This window comes from Actinospica robiniae DSM 44927, assembly GCF_000504285.1.
GTDB classification, from domain to species: Bacteria; Actinomycetota; Actinomycetes; order Streptomycetales; family Catenulisporaceae; genus Actinospica; species Actinospica robiniae.
Window position 1 is genome coordinate 3,904,724 of sequence record NZ_KI632511.1, and the last position, 21,028, is coordinate 3,925,751.

Genomic DNA, 21,028 nt, shown 5'->3' on the forward strand with positions numbered 1-21,028 from the left:
TCGCTTAGCACCGCATCAGCCGCAGAACGCCCCGGTCCCGCTGCCACTGCCGGACCGGGGCGTCAGTGTCGACCGGTGACGCCGGTCTGGGGCTCGGCGGATCCGGTGAGCTTGACGAGCGCGGCGCTCCACGGCTGGAGCGCGACGGTGAGCGAACTCGCGCTCTGGTCCCACACGGCACTCGTCTCGCCTTCCTCGGCGCTCGATGCCGGAAAGACGACCTTCGCCCGGCGGTCCGCCGCACCGATCCACGCCAACGGCAGTTCAGCCAGCTCCTGCTCGCCGTCGCGGCGCCAGACGAGGACGTATCCGGCGGCTTCGGCCGCATCCACCTCGAGGGCTAGCGAGACCCAGCCGTCGCGCCAGGCGGGCAATCCGAGCGGCCAGTGCGGCACCGCGGTCGGCAGATGCCGGCGCAACTCGCGGTAGACCGTGAGCGCTTCGAGAACCAGCGCTTCCTGGCTCGGGCGCAGCAGGTCGAGCCGCCCGCTCAGATGCACCCGGCCGAGCAGGGCGCCGGCGAGGTTGAAGGCTGTCTCGCGGTCCGTCATCTCAGGCACCGGATAGGTCCACATCGCCCCCTGTTCAGGAGCGACGGCCATGGGCGCCGCCGCAGTGATGGCGGGAAGCAGGCGGAAGTCGGTCTGGTCGGTGATCGAGTGCAGCTGGGCGGTGGCGAGCATGGCGTGGTCGGTTCGCATGCCTCCGGAAGCGCAGCTTTCGATGACGAGGCCCGGATGGCGCTCGAGCAGTTCATCGAGCCACGCGAGATATGCGCGGTTGTGGCCGAGCAGACCGTCTCCCGCGCTGTGCGTGTCGCGGTCGGTTCCGGGGCCGATCTCGATGTTGTAGTCGAACTTGAAGTATCCGAGGCCGAAGTCGTCGACGAGGCGCTCGATGGTCTCGTTCAGGTGGGCGCGGGCGGCCGGGTGCCGCAGATCCAACTGATGGCGGCCGCGCTCGGTCAGGCGATGCCCGGCACGCTGGAAGAACGCCTCGTCGGGCAGTGTCTGGGCAAGGGGGCTGCGCACGCCCACAACCTCGGGCTCGAGCCAGAGACCTGGTGTCATACCGCGTTCGCGCACGAGGTCCGTCACCTCCCGCAGACCCCCCGGAAAGCGGTGCGTCGAGGGTTGCCAGGCCCCGACGCTGTCCCACCAGCCGTCGGTGTCGTCGTACCAGCCGGCGTCGATGACGAAGTACTCCGAGCCTGCCTTGGCCGCGGCCTCCACGAGGGGGGACAACCGCTCGGTGCTGGGGTCGCCGCTCAGGCAGTTCATGTAGTCGTTGAAGATGATCGGCAGGTTCTCATGGTCGGCGTGCGGCCTGCGAGTCAGGCGCCGGTGCCGCGTCAGCTCTCCGACCGCGCCCTCGAGCCCCAGGGCGGAAGCTGCGAGGGTGACCGGCACCGTGGTGAAGCACTCCCCCGGGCCGAGAGCCGTCGACCACTGGTTCTCCGCGTCGCAAGGGCCGGACAGACCGAGGTAGACCGCGTCGTAGGTGTCGCCGATCTCCCAGGCCCACGAACCGTTGTGCTCGATCTGCCACACCAGGGCGCGACCGGTGTGCTCGTCGGTGAGTGCGCCCATCGGCAGGTGTTCCGAGGAGGACCACGATCCGGTGCTCGAGAGCGCCACGCGGTTGCGTGCGTCGGGGCGGTCGGTGACGGTCAGTCCGCGCTCGGCGAGGCTTGCGCGGCGCCAGCGGCCTTCACCGCACCACGGGTTGGCCGCATCCCAGACGCTCAGCCGCTCCTCCCACAGCGCGCCGGTGTCCACGGGCAGGGCGCCGGGCACGAGCAGGGAAGTGGCGTGCAGCAGCACGACAGGCTGTGCGCCGGCGGTGACCCGGGTCCAGCCGCGCACCGCGGCGACGCCGGAGCGCTGTTCGAGGCAGGCGACCACGGTCAGATCGCTGACCGGGTCGTGCGAGGTGATCTCCAGGATCCGGGTGTCGCCGGAGGCGACGACCGTGTGGGAGAGGTAGGCCAGACGCCCGGAGACCGCGCCGCCGATGTGGCGCTTGCTGCTGGTCCGCTCGCGGGAGTGGCCGGCGAGTTCGATGTGCGACAAGGGCAGGAGTATGCGGGTTTCCGGGTCCGAACTCTCGGCCGCCAGCAGCGTCTGCTCGTCGCCGAGCCGCACCGCGGCCAGACGTGGCGGCTCACCGGCGGTGCAGTGCAGGTCCAGCTCGAGGGCATCCCCGTGGGTGATGATCATGACCGGTGAGTCCGTCGCTTTCGATCTCGAAGGTGGTGCCCGCTCCCGCCGGCGGGCACGGCCGGCGGCGGGAGCGGGAGTGTGCGGCGGGCGCTACAGCTGCGCCAGCTGGATGTAGTCGATGTTCGGGACGTAGCCGGTCGAGTTGCTGAATTCGATCGTGTTGCTGCCGGCCGCGAGCGTCACCGGGATGGCGACGGTACGGAAGCTGTCCCAGCTGAAGGTGTTGGCGAACACCTCCGTGGTCGCGACGCCGCCGTTGACCGAGATCTGAGACCAGCGCGACTCGATGTTCGAGTTGTAGTTGCCCGATCCGGCCGTGTCGTCGTTCGAGTACCCGATGACGAGCATGTACGTGCCCGCGCTCGACGCGGTGACGTTCTTGAACGTGAGCGTGTTGGCCGATCCGTCGCCGATGTACCCGACGTATTTGCCGCCCGAGGCCCACGTGTCGCTTGTGACGACCGCGGTGCCGCCGAGGGTGTTGGCCGAGCTTTCCGCCTCATACGTCGTCCCGGTGCCGCTGGGCGATGCCGCGACGAAGACGTCCTGCACCGATCCCGTGCCGGACGCGGTGACCGTGACCGGGTTGAGCCCGGCCTGCAGGTACACCGACGCGGTGGCGGTGGAGATCGAGCCGGAGGTGGACGGCAGCGAGGATCCGGCCACCGGTTCGCCGTTCGCGGTCAGCATCAGGCTGCTGCCGCTGTTGGCGGAGTAGCGGATGGTGGTCGGGTAGAAGCCGTTCGAAGGAGCGTAGACGTCGACGGTCGAGGCGGCGCCGGAAGCGAGGTCGAGCGTGCCCTCGCCGGTTCCGTCCGAGGCCGCGTAGTTGTAGGTGACGGTGCCGGAGGTACGGCCGAGGGTCGACTCGTAACCGGTCGTGGCCGACGAGGCCGCGGTGAGGACGATCTGGTCCAGCGTGACCTGGCCGATCGATGTCCCCAGCGTCGCGTTCGACACGGCGAGCGTGATCGTGTGAGTCCCAGCCGTGAGCGTGACCGGCACGGTGACGTAGCTGCGCCACAGCCAGCTGAGGGTGGCCGGATAGTTGACGAACTGCTTGGCCACGCCGTCGATGCTCAGCGCCTGCTGCGCATAGGTGCCGGTCTGGTTCCCGTAGTAGATCGCGAGGTTGTAGGACCCTGATGTGGGGGTGGCCACTGTGAAGGTCACCGCGCTGTTGGAGGCATTCAGCGCGCCGACGTCCTTGCCGTCGGCGGTCGCATAGCCGCCCTGCGTGTACACGGTGCCGGCCGTGATCGAGGCATTGGCCGCGTAATACGTGGAACTGGACGGCACAGTCGGCTGGGTCACGCTGGTGGTGTTCGCCGGGGTCAGCACGATGCGATACGCCGACATCGCGTTCATGGTCGTCAGCGGCACGGTGATCGAGCCGGACGAGGTCGAGTACGTGCTCCGCGAGATCACCCGCGGCGTCGCGCCGGCACCGGCGAAGCCGGACCAGTCGGTCTCCTCGACCGTCGCGGTCACGTTGGAGCCGAACACGCTCGAGGAGATGCCGTTGATGACGGTGTTCGCGGCGCCCGAGGACCCGCCGAGGATGACCTGGGCCTGATCCTTGCTCGTGTCGTACGAGGCCACGCCCTGCAACGTGTCCGCCGTATTCGGCGAGGGCGGGGTGACCGCCACGGTGTTGCCGGTCATCCGGGCGTACCAGTAGTACAGCCAGTACGCGCCGGTCGGGGTGTTCTGGCCGGTCACGAGATCGTCGAAGTCGCCTGCGATATCCCAGTAGGCCATGTCGCCGTAGACCTTGGCCTTCTCGAACATGGCGATCCACTGCACGAGCTGACCCGGCGAGGACAGGTCCAGGTCGGTACCGTACTCGTCGATGTCGATCGGGATCGGCGAGGTGATCCCGGCCGCCGTCTCATCCGCGCGGTAGGTGGAGTAGTGCCCGGCGAAGTTCGCGAGGCTGCTGGTGGCCAGTTCGTGCCAGCTGATCAGGCCCGGCAGGTCGCCCGCGGCCTTGGCGTGGGCCAGGAAGCCGGGCATGAACGCGGAGTCGAACCCGGACTCGTTCGGCCCGACGATCACCGCGCCCGGGTCGTCCGACCTGATCTCCGAGTACAGCGCGTCCCACCAGGTGTAGAAGTTGCTGTAGTAGCTGGAGCCGCCGCCGAGGTCGAACCACTGCTGGTCCGGCTCGTTGAAGGGCACGATCTCGAAGTCCGCCTTCTGCGGGCTCGCGGCGAGAGCGGCCATGATGGTGTTGACCGTGGACTCGTAGGACGCCAGGGTCTCGGTCGGGTACGGCCAGGACGAGTAGTAGTCCTGCAGGTACACCAGGATCTTGCCGTTGCTGTCCTCGGCCATGAAGGACGAGGAGATCTTGCCGGCGTCGCCGTTGGGGTGCTGGGTGTCCCCGGGCGGACCCTGGGCGATGGTGGTGACGTTGAGCGGCGTGATCAGGTTCGCGGACGGCACGCCCGCGTCCGAGACCCCGTACAGGGCGCCGGTCGCACCGTGCATCACCGCGCCCGTGCTGGTGCCCAGGTTGACGGTGAAGGTGGATGTGGCGGCGGAGGCGGCAGGGGCGGTTGCCAGGGCGCCGGCGAAGGACGTGCCGGCGACGAGCGTTCCGGCGACCACGGCGCGCGCCTTTGCGCGTATGGACTTCATCGTGGGTTGTTCGCTCCGTTCGGTGAGCGGTGCAACTTCGGTGGATCCGACCCGCCGCGCTCCGGGCAGGGCGCGGAGAACTGCACGGCGGGCAGGTCTAGAGCGCGCAGACGACGCGCAACAGTTAGCGGTAACAAAATGCGCGAGGGGCACGGGCGCCTACCGAGCCACGGCGGTTCGGCGGTTGCGTGGTCTCGCTGAACGGGTTCTACCTTGGGATCAGCGCGGAGCCGGGCCGCTGCTTTCGCGCAGGATCAGCTCGGGCTCGTCCCATGCCGCGGGCGGCTGGAGGTTGGCGGGCTCGAGCAGGTTGTGCAGCAGTCCGAAGCTCGCCCGGCCGAGCCCCTCGAAGTCGAGCCGCACCGTGGTGAGGGCCGGTGCCAGGTACGCCGACTGCGGTGCGTCGTCGAACCCGATGACACTCAGGTCCCCGGGCACGTCCCGGCCGGCCTCGCGGGCCGCGCGCAGCACGCCGAGAGCCAGATCGTCATTGCCCGCGAGGATCGCGGTGATCCCGGGGTCGGCGACCAGTTCGCGCGCCGCGCGGTAGCCGGACCGCGGGGTCCAGTCGGCCGCGTGCTGCTGCGGGACCGGGCGCCCGGCCGCGGTCAGAGCGTCGCGCCAGCCCCGGGTGCGCTGGCTGAGCTTCTGCGTGGAGGAGGGGATGGACAGGTAGTGCACGGTCTGGTGGCCGAGGCCGAGCAGGTGCCGGGTTGCGCGGGAGGCGGCCTCGCGGTCGTCGATCCACACCTGCGGCCGGCCGTCCGGCAGGTTCCCGGTCGCCGGCCGCTCGATGATACCGACCACCGGGAGATCCTGCGGCAACGCGTCCAGCGCGCGCACACCCGCCGCTTCGAACGCGATCACGATGGCCGCCCGACCGGCCGCCAAGCGCTCTATCACGTCCTGCGTCCCGGTCGCGGCATCAGGTTCCAGCACACTGATACCGACCGTGAACCGCGCGGCGCGGGCCGCCTCCTCGATGCCGCGCAGCGCCGCAGCGTAGCCGTACTCGGCCGTCTTGGTGGTCAGCACCGTAACGGCCCGCACGGGTCCGCCGGCCAGCGCCTGCGCGGCCTTGTTCGGAGTGAAGCCGAGTTGCTCGATCGTCGCCAGCACCAGAGCCCGCGTTTCGGCCTTGACGTGCGGCTTGCCGTTGATCACCCGGGAGACGGTCTGGTGCGAGACCCCGGCGGCGCGGGCCACCTCCCAGATGCTGGTGGCGGCCGGCCCGCGGTCGGGCACGGTCCTCGAGGCTGCGCTGTTGATGTTACCGCTCCCTGTCACTCGGATATCTTCCGAACATTGATAAGGCGCTGTCAAACGCCCGATTTGCCCGTGCTAGCTGCCGCTGGCGACGGCTGCGTTGGACACCGTGGTGATGTCGCCCGCGGCCACCTGCGGGGTCATCTGGTTGAGCCAGACCTGGTTCATGTCCTTGAGCACCACGTTGGTGAACGCGGTACCCGAGGTGGTCAGTGGATACCCGATGGTCGTGCCCTGGGAGCCCTGGTAGAAGGCCGAGACGTCGATGCCCTTGGCCTTCCACGCGGTGATGAAGCCCGGGTCCAGGCTGGGGATCGCCGCCCAGACCGTGCCCGAGTCGGTCACGATCTTCTCCGACGCGGCCGAGCCGAGCCACTCCTCGAGCTCCCAGGCCTGCTGCGGGTGCTTGGTGCCGGCGTAGATCGCGTCGCTCAGGCCGTTGAACACGGTGCCGCTGCCGGCCGGGCCGGTCGGCAGGGCGGCCACACCCCAGCTGCCCGCGGGCAGCGAGCTCTGGTAGGTGTCCAGGTCCCAGTCGCCGTCGAAGGTGATGGCGGCGGTGTTCTGCGCCAGGATCTGCGGCAGCGCCGCGGCGTTCGGGGTGTTCGTGATCGTGCCCGGCGCGGCGACGTGCCACTTGTACATCAGGTCCTGCTCGAACTGCATCGCCTGGACGCACGCGGGCGAGCTAACGGTCCAGTTGCCGTACGCCTTGTCCTGCAGCTGGCAGCCGTTCTCCACGCCGAAGTCCCACCAGTCCTGCTGGCCGTTCGGGGCCTCGAGCGCGATGCCGTACTGCTTGACGTGGCTCGCGTCGAAGCCGGCCTCATTCGGGTGCTTGCCGTTCTGGTCGATCGTCAGCTTCTGCAGCGCCTGCACGAAGGTGCCGCCGTCGGTGGTGTTCCAGCTGAGCGAACCCAGCTGCGCCGGGGTGATCCCGGCCGCGGTCAGGTCCTTCGCGTTGTAGATCGTCGCGATGGTGTCCCAGTCCTTCGGCAGGCCGTAGAGCGTGCTGCCGTTGGTCCACTCGGCGAGCAGCTTCGAGCTGTACTGGCTCAGGTCGACCTTGGAAGACTTCACGTCGGAGGCGATGTTGGTGATGATGCCTTCCTTCGCCAGCTGCGGCAGGTATTCCAGGTGGTCCCAGAACAGGTCCGGCATGTTCCGCCCGGCCGCCGAGGTCTGCAGCTTCGCCCAGTACTGCGCCCAGGGCACCAGATCGATGGTGACGTGGATGTCCGGGTGCGCCTTCTCGAACACGTTGATCGACTGCTGGTAGGCGGCCTCTTCGCTCGTCTGCCAGATCATGTAGGTGAGGTCGACCACTCCTCCGGAGGAACCGGAAGATCCTCCACAGGCGGAGGTCAGCCCGGCCACTGAAGCGGCGGCGGTGGCGAGAGCGAGTGTCTTCCTGGTGACGCGTCGGAACATCGGAATCGGATCCACTTCTCTGTGGCTGTACTCGGATGAGGATGTTGTGGTGCGCGGTGTGCTATTTCAGACCGGTCAGTGCGATCGACCGGACGATGTGCCGCTGGAACACCAGGAAGATGGCGACCAGCGGGAGCAGCGCGACGGCCGCAGCCGGCAGCAGGATGTGCAGTTCCGAGGCGAACTGGCCCTGCAGCGCGGCGATGCCGACGGTGACGACCTCGTCCCGCTCGCTGCTGGTCGCCATCAGCGGCCAGAGCAGGCTGTTCCAGGTGTTGACGAAGGTGATCGTGGCCAGGGTGGCCAGGATCGGCTTGCTGAGCGGGAGCATGATCCGCCGCAAGATGCCCCACGTGCCCGCGCCGTCGATGCGGGCCGCGGCCTCCAGATCCGCCGGGATGGTCTGGAAGAACTGCCGCACCAGGAAGATCCCGTAGGGCGTGCCGAAGACGTAGGGCAGGATCAGCGCCCGGTAGGTGTCGATCAGGTTCAGGTGGCTCATGATCAGGAACAACGGGATCAGAGTCACGATCTGCGGCACCATCATCATGGCGATGAACGCCCAGAACAGCGGCTCGCGCCCGGGGAAGTCCAGCCGGGCGAACGCGTACGCGGCCATCGTCGTGAACACCAGCTGTCCGATGGTGATCGCGCCGGCCACGATCGTGGCGTGCACGATGAACCCGGACATGTCGTACTGGTGCCACAACTGGGTGAAGTTGGACCAGGTCGCCGGGGTGGCGGGGGTCCAGGCCTGGGTCGAGAGCAGCGTGGACTGCGGCTTGAACGCTGCGTTGAGGGTCATCAGATAGGGCGCGATCGAGATCAGTCCGCCCACACTCAGCAGCAGGTAGATCGTGGTCGAGCTGATGCGCCCGCGGATCGGCTTGGTTGCCATCGTTTCGTCCTCCTCAGCTGAAGTCGTAGATGGTGCGCTTGCGGAAGTAGCGGAACTGGGCGAACGTCACCAGCAAGATCACCGCGAACAGGAGGATGGAGAGAGTCGCGGCGTAACCGGCGTGGAAGAGCTGGAAGGCCTGCTGGTAGATGTAGTAGTTCATGGTCGTCGTGGACTGACCCGGGCCGCCCTGCGTCATCACGAACACTGTGTCGAACTGCTGGAACGAGCCGATCACGTTGGTCACCAACACGAAGAACATCGCGGGCCGCAGCAGCGGCAGGGTGATCCGGAAGAAGCGCTGCACCGCGTTGACCCCGTCCAGTGCCGCTGCCTCGTACACGGTCTGCGGAATCGCCTGCAGGCCCGCGAGCAGGAACAGCATCGTGTAGCCGGTGTACTGCCACACGTTCACCGACGCGATGACGGGCATCGCCCACGTCGACGAGGTCAGCCAGTTCGGACCGGTGAACCCGAACATGGAGATGACGTGGTCGATGATCCCCGAGCGCGGATCGAAGAACCAGTTCCAGATCACGCCCAGAGCCACCGGCATCGCCATCCACGGCAGGACGAAGATGACGCGGAAGAACTTCGAACCGCGCATCTTCCGGTTCAGCGCGAGCGCCAGCAGCAACGCCAAGACCGTCTGCAGCGGGATGTTCAGCACCACGTAGTAGACCGTGTTGAGCAGCGCGTGCCAGGTCTGCGAGTCGCCGAACATCTGCCGGTAGTTGGCCAAGCCGACGAACTGCGGCGAGGTGATCAGGTTCCAGCTGAACAGGCTGAGCACGAACACGATCACGACCGGCGCGACCAGGAAGGCCAGGAACCCGAACAGGCTCGGCGCGATCAGGAGGTAGGCCTCGAACGTGGTGCGGGAGTGGTTGCGGCGGCGGCTGTCGGCGCGTCGGCCCCCGCCCCGCTTCGGCGCTGACGCGACAAGCGACTTCGCCATGTCAGCATCCGGGCTCACGGCCCGCACGGGCACCGGGACGCCCGCTCCGCGGAGGCCCGGCGGAGGCTCTGCCGCCGTTCTGGCTATGTCAGCGCTCACAATTCTTGCTCCCAGACAGCATCGTTGAGGACGGGACTCGCAATTGATCACGATGCGCCAGCCCAGCGGCAGCGCGGCCAGAGGGCGAGCGGTGATGCCCGTTCACCTGCTGGTTTGTAAAGACGTGCGCAACCGCGAGGATCGAAATCGCGCCTGCGGCGGCGGTCTTCGCTGACGCCGTGTCGACGTTGAAGGAATAGTTACCGATAACAGGATCGGCTTGTCAAGACTCGCCAGGCCCTGGAGCTCGGGAACCGCAGGGAGAAGTCCTTCTTGGTCGCATTCGCGGCGCAATGGGCATGGAGCCGGAGCGCCCTGCGCGCCACCGCTCATCCACGAGGCGCTCAGGACCGATTGACCGCGAGCGAGCTCCCTTCGCCTCCTGCGACGGCTGTCTGGCTCCGGCTCCAGGGCTGCCCGGTTGGGTGCCCCGAAGTTCTTCGACATGAGTCAGGCATAGTATGGATGTTCAGGCCACGATAACGAGACGGCTCGCAGGGCTCGTAGGTGCTACTCGCCGGAGTTCAAGGAGCAGGCGGTCTCACCCAGTGACCCAGCTCGGCGGTGAGTCCAGATCGCGAGGGAACTGGCCCGCATCGACCACGAGCGCGCTGAACGCATCGCCGTCGCGCCGCCCCCGGCCCACCGTCCTCGATCACGCTGAGGTGTCGATGCCCACCGCCGACTCCACCGCGGGCGAAGCCGCGTGGGAAATGGTCGCCACTGACCCCGCCGCGCCGTTCGCGTCGCAGAGTTCATCGCGGACCTGGACCATGCAGCTCAAACGCGCCATGTTCCTCTCCGCTTTCGCCGCACTGTCCGACCCCGACTCACGCACGTACCACGGCCGAGAACGCGCCAACGGCAAAACCCACACCCAGGCGATACTCCGCCTCGCCCGACGACGCATCAACGTCCTGTACGCCATGCTCCGCGACGGTGCGTTCTACACACCCCGCGCGATCACCACCTGACCAGCGCGACGACAGGCAACTTTCGTCGCAGTAGCACCGCTCATGTCATGGGAGTCGCCATCAGCAGTGTGGGCACCATGAACGACTCCGGGGCAGAGGAGGATCGCGGTAGCGGTATCCAGCTCAGCCCGACCATGCGGGGGCAGCCACATCTCAAATCCTTGTCAACGCCGAGTCGGGGTTCACCAGGGGCCACCCACACCCGGAAGCAAGCAGTCCAGCCGGACGGGAAGGGCACATCGTAGAGGAAGCGCGCGGTCAGCGGCTCCAGCCCGACCTCTTCAACGACCTCCCGCATCACGGCGTGCTCCGGAGTTTCACCGGCCTCGATTCCGCCCCCGGGCACCGTCCAGTACTCCTGCCCATCATGGAGCCCGAGCGGGCCGGTTCCCCGCTCGCGAACCATCAGAAGCCGCCCGTCCCGGATGATCACTGCCGCTGCGCGCTTTCTGTCCGCCATGGGCCGATCATGCCAACTGACCGGCGACAGCGCACCCGACCGCGCAAACACGCTCCACGGCAACACCCGTGCACACCCCGGATGACAGCCCCTCCGACTTGACGAAGCCCATAGGGGCACCCCCCAGGACACGGTGTCGGCGATGTATTGGGGGCTGGTCGGTTCCAGGAACTCGCAGCCTGTCGGCAGACCGGCGTCCAGCACGTCGGGCAGGATCCGGCGCGCCAGGCGCAGCGCCCGGTGCACGTCGTGCGTCCCATCCAGGATCTGGCGAACGGCTTGCCGGCTCTCGCGCACCAGAGCCGCACGCTGGGGGCCGAGCGGTAGTTCAGCGCGCAGGGCAGAGGGCGGGACGAGTGGCTGGAAACCGGTCCACGCAGATCGCTGGTGCCTCCATCGGCTCGACGCTCGTGACGGATTCGGCTGCAGAGGTCATGGGAAGGGCTCCTGTGGGGAAGAGACGGCACGGCCTCAGAGTCCAGATTCCGTCTGGCGAGATCGGAGTAGTCGACCGTATCGAGCTTGCCGACGGCTACGTCAACCCAGAGGATTGGCCGGCGATCGGCTCGGTGATCACGGTCCTCGGCGCGGGCTGCTGCGGTCGTCAGCTTCGGCTGAGCACTCGTCCGAGCCACATCGAATTGGCAAGGCGCCGGATGACTTCCGCGGGGTCCGCAGGCAGCATCGAGCCAGAAATTGCAGCTTCGGACGACTGACCCGGCGTAATGCTGTCAGCTTGGGAATCAGAGTACGCGCAGCCGCACTGGCCTGCGTGCTGGTCAGAGGCTCGACGGAGAGTCGATCTCCCGTGAGTCCCCGTGGTTCATCGTTCGGCTACCTCCCGACGGGCACGCAACGGGCACGTCGCGGTCGAGGCGTCGGCGTGTTTGTTGTGTTTGTGGCGCTGGACCACGGGGCCCGCTCGACCAGTCGGACGATGCGCTCAGTTCAACAGCCGTGCCTATGCCACGAACGCTGCGCACAGGACGCCGACCGTGAGTGGCAGAACAAGCGTCGACCATCTCCGGGGATAAACGCCCGTCGCGACCAGCTGCTCCGCGCGACGACGCACGATCAAGGCCAGGTGGGCAGCGAAGTTTATGACCCCGCGCCCACTGCGATCACGACGTCCAACACGGCACCGGCTTCTTCCCGAACCCGACGCGTGTCAGTCGCGCCGCGACAAGGAGCCCCCAGTCGACACGAGGCTCAGACATCCGCAGTCCCCCAGGCCGTGTCTTCAAAGGAGGGTTGATGGTGCTCGTTCACAGCCTGGCCATGGCCACGTGTCGCAGTATACGTACGAACGAGGTCTTCGGTAGGCGAGTCGTCGACCACGAAGAGCACGACACCTTCAGTGGCTCATCCTGCTGAATGACATCCGCCAGTTGTGCACCCAGGTGCCGCCGTCGTCGAAGGAGAAAGCCTGGTCCCACTGCGCGGTGTCCTCATCGGTCACGGTCCAGTCGAACTGGATGAGGATCGGCTTGCCGGCCACGGTGTCGGTGCCGTGGAACCTGCCGTGCTCACCCTCCCAGCGTCCGGTGACGGGCGGGTCGAGGTGCCCGGGCGCGGCGGTCGAGGCCCATCGGATACTCCACAGGCCCGTCTGCGGGTCGAACAGTCGCAGCGACATGCCCTCGAAGCTGGATCCGTCCGGCATCCGCTCGATCCGCAGGTTGTCGACGTTGCCGAGGCCGCCGACGACCTGGCGCATCCATTGGATGCCGTCGAACTCGACCCACTCGTCACACTCGGGATCGGCCATGCGGGCGAGCTTGCGGTGGTGGACGTGCCACTCGCCGACGAGGAAGTCGAAGTCGTGTCGGCCGTCGTCGTTGCCGTGATGCGTCGTCGTCATGAAACCATGATGGAGGAAGTCCACTGACAACCCCTGTCAGTGAAGATGCGCCATCCTGACGGGTGTTTTCACGGTGCCGGTGTGGCGGGCTCGTGGGTGCCGCTCTTGGTTGTGGGCAGCCGTCCCCCGGTAGACCGGGTCCCCTGGTGCTCAGGTTATGCCTCGTGACGATATCTACTTGTTACAGACGGACTCTGTCGCCGCAACATAGTAAGACCAGTCTCCCACCTACACAGCTTACGAAGCGTCAGCTGACGCATATTCACAAGGCAGTGCGAAGGAGACGATCGAGTGACGCAAACTCAGAGCACCGGCATGTCCCGGCGGAACCTGCTCCGCGCGGTGGGCATCAGCGGCGGCGCGGGCACCATGTTCGCCGCCATGGGGGCACTCGGCCTCGCGCCCACCGCGCAGGCCGCCACCGCGGCGGCGTTCACTCCGCCGAGCGTCTCGGACTTCCACCTCACCGGCCGCGGCGCGGCGAAAGTCGTGATCCTCGGCGGCGGGATCGCGGGCCTGGTCTCCGCGTACGAACTGGGCAAGGCCGGCTATCAGTGCACGATCCTCGAGCCGCGCGACCGCACCGGCGGACGCAACTTCACCGCCCGCAACGGCACCGAGCAGACCGACCTGTTCGGCAACAGGCAGGTCTGCGGCTTCAGCGAGGCCCAGTACATGAACTGCGGCCCGGCCCGGCTCGCACAGTGGATGGTGACGCTCGACTACTGCCGCGAACTCGGCGTCCCCATCGAGGTTTTCACCAACGTCAACGCCGACGCGTACATCTACAACGAGTCCAGCGGCATGACGCCCGGGCACCCGGTGCGCTACCGCACCGCCAAATCCGACGTCTACGGCTATGTAGGCGAGCTGCTCGCGAAGGCGAGCGACCAGGGCGCACTGGACTCGGAACTGACCGCCACCGACAAAGAGCACCTGATCTCGTTCCTCGAGGACTGGGGCCAGCTCTCCGGAGCGTCCCATGGCTACGCCTACACGGGAGGACCCAACCGTGGATACAACCCGTACCCCGGAGCAGCCGGTTCTCCCGGCACGGTGCTCGGACCGGTGCCCAGCCTCTCGGACGTCTTCGCCTCCGGCGTCGGGCAGTACTTCTCCTTCGAGTTCGAATTCGACCAGGCGATGCTGATGTTCCAGCCGGTCGGCGGCATGGACCAGATACCCAGGGCTCTGACCAAGGCCGTCGGCGCGCAGAAGGTGCGGCTCGGCTGCCAGGCCACGAACGTCGAGCAGCGAACGGACGGCGTGACCGTCACCTACACCGACGCATCCGGCCACGCCAAGGCGATCGAGGCGGACTACTGCATCGCGGCGATGCCCCCGCACCTGCTGGCCGAACTGCCGCACAACCTCGGCTCCGCCGTGCAGAGCGCACTGACCGCCATCACCCCCGCCTCGGCCAGCAAGATCGGCCTCGAATACAAGAGCCGCTGGTGGGAGACCGACCACCGCATCTACGGCGGCATCACCGAGACCGACCTGGACCTCACCCACATCTGGCACCCCTCTCACGGATTCCACGGCGAGCGCGGCGTGATGATCGGCTACTACAACTACGGGTCCGACGCCGATGCTTACGGCCGTATGACGCCCGCCCAGCGCGAAGCCCGCGCCACCGAACTCGGCGCGCGCATCTACGGCCCCAAGTATCAGACCGAGCTCGCCTCGTCCTTCTCCCAGTCCTGGCGCTTCATCCCCCACCTCGAGGGCGCCTGGCACAACCTGCCCGGCTACACCCCCGACGCCGCGATCCTCCAGCCCCTCAACAACCCCACCGGGCGAGTTCTCTACGCCGGCGACTGGCTCTCCTATCTGGACGCCTGGCAGCACGGCGCGATCACCTCCGCCCGCAAGGCCGTCACCGCCCTGCACTCCAGGGTCATGTCCGCATAGACCCCGGTGCAGCCCGGACCCCGAACCACGCTCGGCGCCCCGCCCGTTCAGCGCAGCCGCTGGACCGGCGGGGCGCCATGGGTGTGGAAGGCCGTGCGGTGACGGCCAAGGCCGCCACCGCGCGGCTGCCATCAGTCGGTCTCAGCAGCTGCCAGCAGGCTCCGGCGTCGCTGCGATGAGCCGCCACATGGCACCACTTCACGAGCCTCGTGGCACCATCCGACTGCCGCTCGGGTGCCATTGGGAGCCATAGTGGGTTGCAGTGGTGCCAAAATGGTGCCACAGTGGAGCCATGGAACTCACCCAGTACGTCGAAAACCTGCGGCGGGAACTGGCCACCGCGGCCGAGGTCGGCGGCGAGGAGGCCCGATCGCTGGCCGACCGGCTGCTCGCGCCGCTCGACGCCGCGGTGCGGCTCACCCTGCTGGAGGCGCTCTCCGACGCCGCCGACGAGATCTCCGCCGAACTCGCGCCCGGCTCGGTCGACGTCCGGCTGCGCGGCGGAACGGCCGGGTTCGTCGTGACGCCGCCCGCGCCCGCCGCGCCCCCGGCCGCCGAGGACGCCGCCGCCGGCCGGGGGCCGGTCGACGTGCGGCTGCCGCTCGGCGAGGGCGACGAGGCGGCCATGGTCCGGATCAACCTGCGGCTGCCCGCCAATCTCAAGGCCCTGATCGAGAACGCGGCCGCGGCCGGCGGCCTCTCGGTCAACGCCTGGATCGTCCGGGCGGCGGCCGCGGGCCTGGCCGGCGAGGGCCGGCTCGGCGCCCGGCCCGTCGGGCAGCAGACCGACCGCGTCGTCGGCGCGCACTACACCGGCTGGGCCCGCTGATCCCCCGGCCCGCCGCCCACCACCCCGATCTGACTACCCGGCAAAGGATTCCGCGATGACCCGCTCCACCTTCAGTACCCCGTCCGCCGTCACCGTCGCCCTCGACCTGTACGTCGCCGACGTCCGCTTCGCCGTCTCCGACCGCGTCGAGACGATCGTCGAGGTCGAGCCGAGCGACCCGAACAAGGGCGCCGACGTCAAGGCCGCCGAGAACACCCGCGTCGAGTATGACGAGGCCACCCGCACCGTGAGCGTGGTCTCGAAGAAGCCCCGGAGCAGGTTCATGAACTTCAGCAGCAAGCGGCCCGAATCGATCAACGTACTGATCCAGCTGCCGACCGACTCCGACGTGCGCGGCGAGGCCGATCTCGGCGACTTCCAGGCCGACGGCGTGCTGGGCACCGTCACGCTCAAGACCGGCCTCGGCTCGCTCCGGTTCGCCGAGACCGGCCCGCTGGAGCTGCGCTACGGCGTCGGCACGATCGTCGTCGAGGGGATCAGCGGATCCGCCGCGGTGCACACCGGTTCCGGCGACATCCGGATCGGCGCCGTGGACGGCACCGCGGAGATCTCCAACAGCAACGGGAAGGTGCGCGTCGGCGTCGTCACCGGCCCGGCGAACGTCAAGGCCGCCAACGGCTCGGTGTTCGTCGAACGGGCGCTGTCCGACATCACCGCCACCAGCGCCAACGGCGAGGTGCAGATCGGCGAGGTCGTACGCGGCAAGGTCAACGCCACCTCGAAGAACGGCAGCGTCGAGGTCGGCGTCCGCGAGGGCAGCGCCGCCTGGCTGGAGCTGGACACCGAGGTCGGCCGGGTCTACAACGAGCTGACCTCCACCGACGCGCCGGAGACCGGCGACCCGGTGGACAAGGTCGAGGTGCACGCCGGCACCAAGCTCGGCGACGTCACCGTCCGCCGCGCGCCCCGGCTGGAGGACCAGGCGTGACCGCCGCGATATCGCCGGGCACCGGCACGACCCTCGCCATCTCGGCCCGCGGCCTGCGCAAGTCCTTCGGCGAGAAGACCGTGCTCGACGGCATCGACCTGAGCGTGCGGTCCGGCACGATCCTGGCCCTGCTCGGCCCGAACGGGGCCGGCAAGACGACCGCCGTGCACCTGTTGACCACCTACCTCAAGCCCGACGCCGGCGAGATCCGGATCGCGGGGCGCGACCCTGCGACCGACGCGCAGGCGGTCCGCCGCACGATCGGCGTCACCGGCCAGTTCTCCGCCGTCGACGGCTACCTCACCGGCCGGGAGAACCTGCTGCTGATGGCGGACCTGCACCTGCTGCCGCGGGACGTCGGGCGCCGCCGGGCCGCGGACCTGCTGGAGCGGTTCGAGCTGGCGCAGGCCGCCGACAAGCCCGCGTCGACCTATTCCGGCGGCATGAAGCGCAAACTCGACCTGGCCATGACCCTGGTCGGCAAGCCCAGGGTGATCTTCCTGGACGAGCCGACCACGGGCCTGGACCCGCGCAGCCGGCGCACCATGTGGGAGATCATCCGCGGGCTGGTCGCGGAGGGGACGACCATCCTGCTCACGACCCAGTATCTGGACGAGGCCGACCAGCTCGCACACCGGGTCGCGGTGCTCGACGGCGGCCGGATCGTCGCCGAGGGCACGCCCGCCGAGCTCAAGGCGCGCATCCCCGGCGGCCACATCGAGCTCTCCTTCGCGGACAGAGCGCGCCTCGACGCCGCCGCGGCGACGCTCGACCCCACCTCCCGCGACGACGACGGCCTCACCCTGCAACTGCCCGGAGACGGAAGTGTCAGCACCCTGCGGGCGCTGCTGCGCCGGCTGGACGACGCGCAGGTCGACGTCGAGTCGCTGAGTGTGCACACCCCCGACCTCGACGACGTCTTCTTCGCCCTCACGGGTAAGAAGGGAACCGACACATGAGCGCCATGACGTTGCCGGACACCGGTCTCGACGCCGCTGCCGGCAAGACCCGCTCGCACGCCTTCGTCCACACGAGGGTCATGCTGCGCCGCAACCTGCGGCACATGCAGCGCTATCCGTCGCTGACCCTCATGATCACCCTGATGCCGCTGGTGTTCCTGCTCCTGTTCGTCTACGTCTTCGGCGGGACGCTCGGATCGGGCCTGGGCCCCGGCATGCCGGCCGGCCTGCACGGCGGCCGGTCCGCTTACGCGGACTACGTCTCCCCGGCGATCATCCTGATGGCCGTGGCCGCGGCGGCGCAGGGAACGGCGATCGCCGTCGCCCAGGACATGACCGAGGGCGTCATCGCCCGATTCCGCACCATGGCGGTGGCCCGGTCCTCCGTGCTCACCGGGCACGTGGTGGGCGCGACGATCCAGACGATGATCGGCGTCGTGGTGGTCACGGCCGCCGCGATCGGCGTCGGATTCCGGCCGCACGCGCACGTGGCCGAGTGGTTCGCCGCGTTCGGCGTGGTGCTGCTGCTCACCTTCGCCGTCACCTGGCTGTGCGTCGGCCTGGGCCTGTCGGCCAAGAGCGTGGAGACCGCGAGCAACTCGCCGATGTTCCTGATCCTGTTGCCGTTCCTCGGCAGCGGCTTCGTCCCCACCGCCTCGCTGCCGACCGGAATGCGCTGGTTCGCCGAGTACGAACCCTTCACCCCGGTCAACGAGACCCTGCGCGGCCTGCTGACCGGCACGAGGATCGGCGACAACCTGAGCATCACGATCGCGTGGTGCGCGGGAACCGCAGTGCTCTCCTACGTCTGGTCCCGGCGGCTCTACGAGCGCGAACCGCGTCCGAGCTGAGGTTTTCAGATCACAGGAGGCGAATCCCAGGGCTCTCAGACTGATGTCTGAGAGCCCTGTTTTGCCAGGGTGGTGATGTCGGTTGCCGTCCCTGGCTCTAGACGAGCACTCGCGCAAGATGGTCAGCGAGGTCCGTGAGCCGATCCGGCTCTGCGCTGCGACCTGCACGGGCGAATCGGTGCCGACGCCGCCAGAATGCCGATTCGACCGCACGGAACTGAGCCCAGCGACGGACGCGCTCACCATCGAGTTCCGCGGCTTCGGCAAACATCTCCAGGCAGCGCGCAACAGCCCCGTCGAGCTCATCTTCCTCAAGCAGGGCGAACACGTGTGTCTTCAGAAAGGTGCCGCCGTCGTACGCCGGATCTCCCACGAGCCCTTTCGGATCTACCGCCAGCCACGGCTCGCGCTCTGCGCTGAGGATGTTGCGCGCGTGCAAATCACCATGGATCACAACCTCGGGCTGATCAGTCCCAAGCTCACGAAGCGTCGCGACCGCCGCCTGAACAACGCGCCTCGACAGCGCGTGCGCGAAGTCCGCGGCATCTCGGCGTAGGGACTCCTCCCACTGCCCCACGTGATCGCGCAGCCGCGGCAGGCCGGCAGTCGCCGGGATGGCCAGCCGCCTGTTGACCCGCCCGGCGATCCCCACGACCTCGTCGTTGTCGCCCAGTTCCGCAAGCGTCCGTGAGCCCGCTCGCTCAAGCAGCATCGCGAAGCATTCATCCTCGCGCTCGTAAAGCAGCACAGCCCCCTGCCCCTTCCAGGCCGCGAACGCGTCCGGCTCGCAGACATTGCCGGGATGAGGGAACGAGACCTTGATGACAGCAGGACCTTGATCACGCAGCACTGGAACGATCACGCCGATCTCGCCATGCATGACCGGCCCATCGGCCCGGCACCCCCACCGCTCGAACAGCGTCGCGACGATCTCCGGCAGCGCGGCCAACCACCGCTCACCACGCTCCCCCTCACGTTCGATCGTGCTTCGTACAAACACCTCCGGAACCTCGATCACGCAAGCACCCTATGAGCGCGCCGACTTCTGGGACACGCCACTGCCTTGAGAGAGCCGTAGAGCACTGTCATCTGGTGCCGGCCGGTCGCGTCCGTGCTGGCCTGCTGCTCGCCCGCTGTCGCGTGGTGTCGTCCCTTGTCCGCCGTTGCCGTGCGATTCGCTGAGTTTCCGCTGACTTCAGACGTTGACCTCTCCGAGGTGGAAGCCTCCATCGGTCCCGGCGGGTGGCCCTCGGAACCGCTGGCGTTCGATATGCCCTCACACCAGCTGTGAGCCAGCCATCCGAGCCCGAGCGCCCGCCGTCGACTCCGAGCACACAGCCCGCCAGGGACGCCGACCTCTACCAACCCACGAAAAGCGACCTGCTTGCCTGGGCTGGCATGACGCACGTCACCTGCGCTCGGTCAGCCATCATCGCCGCCTGGCGCATCCCCGACGCCGACAAGGCCATCCTGACGCGTACGGGGATACCCGTCGTCGACCAGTTGATCGAATACGCTGACATCCAGGCTGAGCCGGAACCTCAACTGCCCACCGACGACGGGCGGCTGCTGTACCGCCTGACCCGCAACCACCACGGCCAGAAGAGTCTCACCTGGGCATTCGGCATCGAGCCAGACACCGGCGCGGTCTACTACGTGCTGCCCGACGCCGAACCCTGGTTCGCTGGCTCCTCGGCCCGCCACTGGATCAGCCTCCTGCACCACTACGGTCAACACGTCGCTGCCTCGAGCAGGCTGACCAACCCCGACAACTATGAGGAGGAGGAGGTCCTAGCCGAACTGCGCACACTAGCCCAGGAGCTGAAAGGAATCGACCCGCCGGCCTTCGCCGGCTACCACGGCTTCATCTGGGCGGAATTCCTCGAACGGTGGCTGTGGTGACAGCAATGACAGCCCGCCGGGAGTTGAACCACTGACCTCCTCCGTGTCAGAGCGGATTCCGGGTCTCGGCTGGTGCGTCCTGTTGTCGTCCACCATGGTCTGTTGCTGGGCGTTTGTCGTCTGCTGTCGGCTGGTGTCGTCTGTTGGCGGGCATTTCGCTGACTTCTGGCTGACTCGAAAGGCGCCTGCCCGGAGCGGTCAGCGCGCTCTATAGTTCGCACGTGAATAGCGTCGAGTTCAAGGTTAGGCAGCGCCGATGGCTCCTGGGATGGTCGGCACTCAGCTTCGCGCTCGGGATAGGCGCCGCAGGCAGCACGGTAACCGGTGCGCATCTCCTACGAGGCGACGTGACGACCATGCTCATCGCGTGGGGTGCTTTAGCGGGGCCGTACCTTCTCGACTTGGCCTCGGGCAGGACCGTCATCACCGACACCGACATCTCGACGCGCTCACTCTTTCGACGCCGGTCGTGCAACTGGGGTCAGGTCAAAGGCGTGGACGTTTCGGTTAGCCGAGGCCGTGGAGGCACCAGTTCGTGGATAGTCCTCCACCAGGTCACCGGGAGACCCATCACCCTCAGGGCGCCATTCATGACAGGCGGCGGCCAGGACCTGTACTTCGAAGAAGCACTTTCGCTGGTGAACAGGCGGAAGCCCTACCGCGCTGGCCGTTCGAAGCCCTAGTCAACAACTTGCTGGGCCCCAGCCCACAGAGCGGGGATGATCCGAGTTGACCGCCACCACCCTCCCAACCGCAGCCTTGCCCGTCATCCATCCCCGAGGCGGTCCGCCGGAGACGTTGCTTGTCGCTCT

At 67.9% G+C, this 21,028-nt stretch carries 16 protein-coding genes and 2 pseudogenes; 8 read left to right on the plus strand and 10 right to left on the minus strand.

The window, feature by feature from the left end; translation table 11 throughout:
- Positions 1-62: 62 nt before the first annotated feature.
- From ACTRO_RS16535 to ACTRO_RS16560, 6 genes are all read right to left on the minus strand, one after another.
- On the minus strand, positions 63-2,219 hold the full coding sequence (locus ACTRO_RS16535) for a glycoside hydrolase family 36 protein (protein ID WP_051450942.1): 2,157 nt from the start codon (positions 2,217-2,219) through the stop codon (positions 63-65).
- A gap of 93 nt (positions 2,220-2,312) precedes the next feature.
- Positions 2,313-4,865, minus strand: coding sequence for a CBM35 domain-containing protein (locus ACTRO_RS16540; RefSeq protein ID WP_084316314.1), 2,553 nt, complete (start codon positions 4,863-4,865; stop codon positions 2,313-2,315).
- 219 nt (positions 4,866-5,084) lie between these two features.
- Positions 5,085-6,152 carry a LacI family DNA-binding transcriptional regulator gene (locus ACTRO_RS16545; protein WP_211244286.1) on the minus strand — a complete coding sequence of 356 codons (1,068 nt, stop codon included), beginning with the start codon at positions 6,150-6,152 and terminating at the stop codon, positions 5,085-5,087.
- Positions 6,153-6,206: 54 nt separating this feature from the next.
- The gene (locus ACTRO_RS16550) at positions 6,207-7,562 is read right to left on the minus strand and encodes an ABC transporter substrate-binding protein (protein WP_157436287.1); all 1,356 of its coding nucleotides are present in this window, start codon (positions 7,560-7,562) and stop codon (positions 6,207-6,209) included.
- 61 nt (positions 7,563-7,623) lie between these two features.
- Positions 7,624-8,460, minus strand: coding sequence for a carbohydrate ABC transporter permease (locus ACTRO_RS16555; protein ID WP_051450944.1), 837 nt, complete (start codon positions 8,458-8,460; stop codon positions 7,624-7,626).
- A gap of 13 nt (positions 8,461-8,473) precedes the next feature.
- Positions 8,474-9,418 (minus strand): carbohydrate ABC transporter permease, encoded by a 945-nt coding sequence (locus ACTRO_RS16560; protein WP_084316316.1) that lies wholly within the window; start codon positions 9,416-9,418, stop codon positions 8,474-8,476.
- Between the two features lie 869 nt (positions 9,419-10,287).
- Here ACTRO_RS16560 and ACTRO_RS16565 point away from each other — a divergent pair.
- A pseudogene (locus ACTRO_RS16565) lies at positions 10,288-10,491 on the plus strand (IS110 family transposase); the annotation flags it as partial.
- 40 nt (positions 10,492-10,531) lie between these two features.
- Here ACTRO_RS16565 and ACTRO_RS50990 read toward each other — a convergent pair.
- The 3 genes and pseudogenes from ACTRO_RS50990 to ACTRO_RS16580 all read right to left on the minus strand — a co-directional run bounded on the left by ACTRO_RS50990 (position 10,532) and on the right by ACTRO_RS16580 (position 12,812).
- Positions 10,532-10,951, minus strand: a complete 420-nt coding sequence (locus tag ACTRO_RS50990; RefSeq protein WP_034264011.1) for an NUDIX domain-containing protein — start codon at positions 10,949-10,951, stop codon at positions 10,532-10,534.
- Positions 10,952-11,070: 119 nt separating this feature from the next.
- Positions 11,071-11,290, minus strand: a pseudogene (locus ACTRO_RS50995) (hypothetical protein); the annotation flags it as partial.
- Between the two features lie 1,015 nt (positions 11,291-12,305).
- Positions 12,306-12,812, minus strand: a complete 507-nt coding sequence (locus ACTRO_RS16580) for a hypothetical protein (RefSeq protein WP_034264014.1) — start codon at positions 12,810-12,812, stop codon at positions 12,306-12,308.
- A gap of 369 nt (positions 12,813-13,181) precedes the next feature.
- Between ACTRO_RS16580 and ACTRO_RS16585 the strand changes: the two genes are divergently transcribed.
- From ACTRO_RS16585 to ACTRO_RS16605, 5 genes are all read left to right on the plus strand, one after another.
- A complete protein-coding gene (locus ACTRO_RS16585) occupies positions 13,182-14,726 on the plus strand; it encodes an FAD-dependent oxidoreductase (protein ID WP_084317087.1) in 1,545 nt (514 codons plus the stop codon).
- Between the two features lie 292 nt (positions 14,727-15,018).
- On the plus strand, positions 15,019-15,555 hold the full coding sequence (locus ACTRO_RS16590) for a DUF1778 domain-containing protein (protein WP_034264018.1): 537 nt from the start codon (positions 15,019-15,021) through the stop codon (positions 15,553-15,555).
- 55 nt (positions 15,556-15,610) lie between these two features.
- A complete protein-coding gene (locus tag ACTRO_RS16595) occupies positions 15,611-16,504 on the plus strand; it encodes a DUF4097 family beta strand repeat-containing protein (protein WP_034264019.1) in 894 nt (297 codons plus the stop codon).
- Positions 16,501-17,463 (plus strand): ABC transporter ATP-binding protein, encoded by a 963-nt coding sequence (locus ACTRO_RS16600; protein WP_169739910.1) that lies wholly within the window; start codon positions 16,501-16,503, stop codon positions 17,461-17,463. The genes ACTRO_RS16595 and ACTRO_RS16600 overlap by 4 nt, the downstream gene beginning before the upstream one ends.
- Positions 17,460-18,314, plus strand: coding sequence for an ABC transporter permease (locus ACTRO_RS16605; protein WP_034264020.1), 855 nt, complete (start codon positions 17,460-17,462; stop codon positions 18,312-18,314). Before ACTRO_RS16600 ends, ACTRO_RS16605 begins: the two co-directional genes overlap by 4 nt.
- A 97-nt stretch (positions 18,315-18,411) precedes the next feature.
- On the opposite strand, the gene ACTRO_RS16610 is transcribed toward ACTRO_RS16605, so the two are convergent.
- A complete protein-coding gene (locus tag ACTRO_RS16610; protein ID WP_034264022.1) occupies positions 18,412-19,332 on the minus strand; it encodes an aminoglycoside phosphotransferase family protein in 921 nt (306 codons plus the stop codon).
- A 362-nt stretch (positions 19,333-19,694) separates the two neighbouring features.
- Here ACTRO_RS16610 and ACTRO_RS45760 point away from each other — a divergent pair, with 362 nt between their 5' ends.
- Positions 19,695-20,216: an SUKH-4 family immunity protein gene (locus tag ACTRO_RS45760; protein WP_342673765.1), complete on the plus strand. Its 522-nt coding sequence runs from the start codon at positions 19,695-19,697 to the stop codon at positions 20,214-20,216.
- Positions 20,217-20,437: 221 nt separating this feature from the next.
- The gene (locus ACTRO_RS47265; RefSeq protein ID WP_157436288.1) at positions 20,438-20,899 is read left to right on the plus strand and encodes a hypothetical protein; all 462 of its coding nucleotides are present in this window, start codon (positions 20,438-20,440) and stop codon (positions 20,897-20,899) included.
- The last annotated feature ends 129 nt before the right edge of the window (positions 20,900-21,028 follow it).

Bases quoted from the DNA above. Each gene is read 5' to 3' on its own strand.
- ACTRO_RS16535 (WP_051450942.1), bottom strand. From the start codon at position 2,219: ATGATCATCACCCACGGGGATGCCCTCGAGCTGGACCTGCACTGCACC.
- ACTRO_RS16540 (WP_084316314.1), bottom strand. From the start codon at position 4,865: ATGAAGTCCATACGCGCAAAGGCGCGCGCCGTGGTCGCCGGAACGCTC.
- ACTRO_RS16550 (WP_157436287.1), bottom strand. From the start codon at position 7,562: ATGTTCCGACGCGTCACCAGGAAGACACTCGCTCTCGCCACCGCCGCC.
- ACTRO_RS16555 (WP_051450944.1), bottom strand. From the start codon at position 8,460: ATGGCAACCAAGCCGATCCGCGGGCGCATCAGCTCGACCACGATCTAC.
- ACTRO_RS16560 (WP_084316316.1), bottom strand. From the start codon at position 9,418: ATGGCGAAGTCGCTTGTCGCGTCAGCGCCGAAGCGGGGCGGGGGCCGA.
- ACTRO_RS50990 (WP_034264011.1), bottom strand. From the start codon at position 10,951: ATGGCGGACAGAAAGCGCGCAGCGGCAGTGATCATCCGGGACGGGCGG.
- ACTRO_RS16580 (WP_034264014.1), bottom strand. From the start codon at position 12,812: ATGACGACGACGCATCACGGCAACGACGACGGCCGACACGACTTCGAC.
- ACTRO_RS16585 (WP_084317087.1), top strand. From the start codon at position 13,182: ATGTTCGCCGCCATGGGGGCACTCGGCCTCGCGCCCACCGCGCAGGCC.
- ACTRO_RS16590 (WP_034264018.1), top strand. From the start codon at position 15,019: ATGGAACTCACCCAGTACGTCGAAAACCTGCGGCGGGAACTGGCCACC.
- ACTRO_RS16595 (WP_034264019.1), top strand. From the start codon at position 15,611: ATGACCCGCTCCACCTTCAGTACCCCGTCCGCCGTCACCGTCGCCCTC.
- ACTRO_RS16605 (WP_034264020.1), top strand. From the start codon at position 17,460: ATGAGCGCCATGACGTTGCCGGACACCGGTCTCGACGCCGCTGCCGGC.